The sequence below is a fragment of the Nocardia sp. 852002-20019_SCH5090214 genome, assembly GCF_001665865.1.
GTDB lineage: Bacteria > Actinomycetota > Actinomycetes > Mycobacteriales > Mycobacteriaceae > Nocardia > Nocardia nova.
Genome location: NZ_LZMK01000108.1, coordinates 1 through 1,980, shown reverse-complemented (window position 1 = coordinate 1,980; position 1,980 = coordinate 1). Strand labels below are relative to the sequence as shown.

Sequence of the window (1,980 nt, the reverse complement as noted above, 5' to 3'; positions counted from 1 at the left end):
TCGCGCCGCGCAGATCTGGAGAACAGATGTTCACGATGGAAACCGCCACCAAATACGTCACCGGCCTCGTCGAGTCCACCGGCGCCGCACAGGCCACCGACTTCGACGTTCCCGCCATCGTGACCACCCTGCACCGCTTGGTCGAGGACTGGGACTTCGACATCATCGATCGGCGCACCTTCTGGGCCGTAGTCGCCAACTACCTCCTGGTGCCCTGCACCGACGCCGCGACTCACACCGGCTCCCCCGCTGCGTCGCTCGCCCTCGTGAAGGATCCGGTACCGGTCACCCACTAACCACGTGAGCACGTGAAACTTCGCCCTTTCCCGGCACGATCGATCGCAGTCTTCTACGGTCAGCACGAGGGCCCGACGGACCGAGTGCCGGGGCCCTCTTCGCAGGTCCCAGCGCGGAAGGTGTTGGTATCCGCGAATTTCGACACCACCCGAGGGGTTGCGGTGGCAAGATCCTCCTGCTGTCAGCCGACGACCAGGCAGAACGGGTGACCGGCCGGGTCGAGCAGCACTCGCCACCGGTCGCCGCCCGGCTGGTGGTCCGGCCTGACCGCGCCGAACCCCAGCGCCAACTTCTCCGCCGCGTCGAGGTCCTCGACCCTGAGGTCCAGGTGCAACTGCTGCGGCGCGTCCTGACCGGGCCACCGCGGGGCTCGGTATCCGTCGACCTGTTGGAAGCCCAGGTCGCAACCCGAACCATCGGTGAGGGCGACAAACTCGTCAGCGTCATAGCCGAGCCGCATGCCTGTCAGCTCTCGGTAGAACCGGGCCAGAGCCCGGGGATCGGCGCAGTCCAGAGTCACGCCTCGCAGCACGGCGATCGGCATCGTCCACTCCTCGGGCATCCGTGTTCGCGGACCAGGCGGCGGCCCGCCGCAGGCTGTCATCCAACCGCACTGTCTTGGCCCGGCTCCACTCCTTATTCGGGCGGCCGACAGCGCTGGTCTCGGGCTCGGTCGTGTGCGCCGTTGCGTCACCACCCCGACGGGGACGAACTGCTGCCGTCCCGCGGGCCAGCGAGGGGAGTCCGTGAGATCGGCTGGCCAGGTCGAGCGGATCGGCATGCCAGTGGGATTTCAGGCGCGTCCGCCGCGGTTCAGCCGGGACATCCGGCTGAACCGCGGCTATCGGCTGTTAATCGGCAGGTTTCTGGCTAGAGTCCTCAGCTTCGCCTCCGCCGTCGAGGCCGTTCGACTCTTTGCCCGGAGGAGGAGGCGTATTTCCTCCGGTTTCCGCCTCGCCCGTACATCGGAGCTTGCTACAGATCTCCTCCCGCCACCCCCGCCACTTAGAGGGATCGGGCAGAACATCCGCGTCACAGATCTGAACCGAGACGATCTGGTCGCCGACCACGATGTATCTGTTGACTTTGACCAATTCGGAGCGTTCGCCATCTGGCGGGGTTATATGGATGCGGCCCTGCAAGACGATGTCGGACTTGGGGTCCTTATCAGGGTCATATGCTTTGAGCCAGCCCTCGACCAACCGGCCGTCAGCCATCTCTACGATCAGCCAGGGGGCCTGGCCTTTTGGTGACGCATTGAAGGCATCGACCCAGGGGCTCCCGAGAGTGTCGAACCCTCTGGGCCCACCGATGGACCGAACCCATGAGAAGAGATAGGCGATACCGATCGCAAGCAGGAATGTGGCCGTGACCGACACCGCGACCCGCCGAAGATGTGACAAGACGTAGGCCCTACCGCCCTTTACCAGCGCGACCGGATCAAGGAGCCAGTCGGGAGGCAGCAGGATCACGATCAGCGCCGCCAGTCCCGTTGTCGACAGCCCCACCGCCAGCACCTGCAGGAGCTCGTTGAGGCCGGTTGCCTTCGATGCCGGACGGATCCGCTCAAGCCGCCGAAGATACAACCACCCCGGAACGAGGCTAAACAGGACACAGACGATGGTGATGCTCGCGGGAAACGCCATCTGCGCTCGCTACTCCCGCTTCGCCGCCGCAGGAGAA

At 65.4% G+C, this 1,980-nt stretch carries 2 protein-coding genes and 1 pseudogene; 1 reads left to right on the top strand and 2 read right to left on the bottom strand.

The window, feature by feature from the left end; genetic code table 11:
* Positions 1–296 (top strand): annotated as a pseudogene (locus tag A5780_RS08900) (hypothetical protein); the annotation flags it as partial.
* Positions 297–478: 182 nt separating this feature from the next.
* Here A5780_RS08900 and A5780_RS08895 read toward each other — a convergent pair.
* Both A5780_RS08895 and A5780_RS08890 read right to left on the bottom strand, forming a co-directional pair.
* Complete coding sequence (locus tag A5780_RS08895; RefSeq protein WP_231982896.1) at positions 479–841, bottom strand: VOC family protein; 363 nt, start codon at positions 839–841, stop codon at positions 479–481.
* Between the two features lie 307 nt (positions 842–1,148).
* Positions 1,149–1,943: a DUF6338 family protein gene (locus A5780_RS08890; RefSeq protein ID WP_064908198.1), complete on the bottom strand. Its 795-nt coding sequence runs from the start codon at positions 1,941–1,943 to the stop codon at positions 1,149–1,151.
* Positions 1,944–1,980: the final 37 nt, after the last annotated feature.

What these genes read in the sequence shown, in the direction of transcription:
- A5780_RS08895 (WP_231982896.1), bottom strand. Translation starts at nt 841, where the DNA reads ATGCCGATCGCCGTGCTGCGAGGCGTGACTCTGGACTGCGCCGATCCC.
- A5780_RS08890 (WP_064908198.1), bottom strand. Translation starts at nt 1,943, where the DNA reads ATGGCGTTTCCCGCGAGCATCACCATCGTCTGTGTCCTGTTTAGCCTC.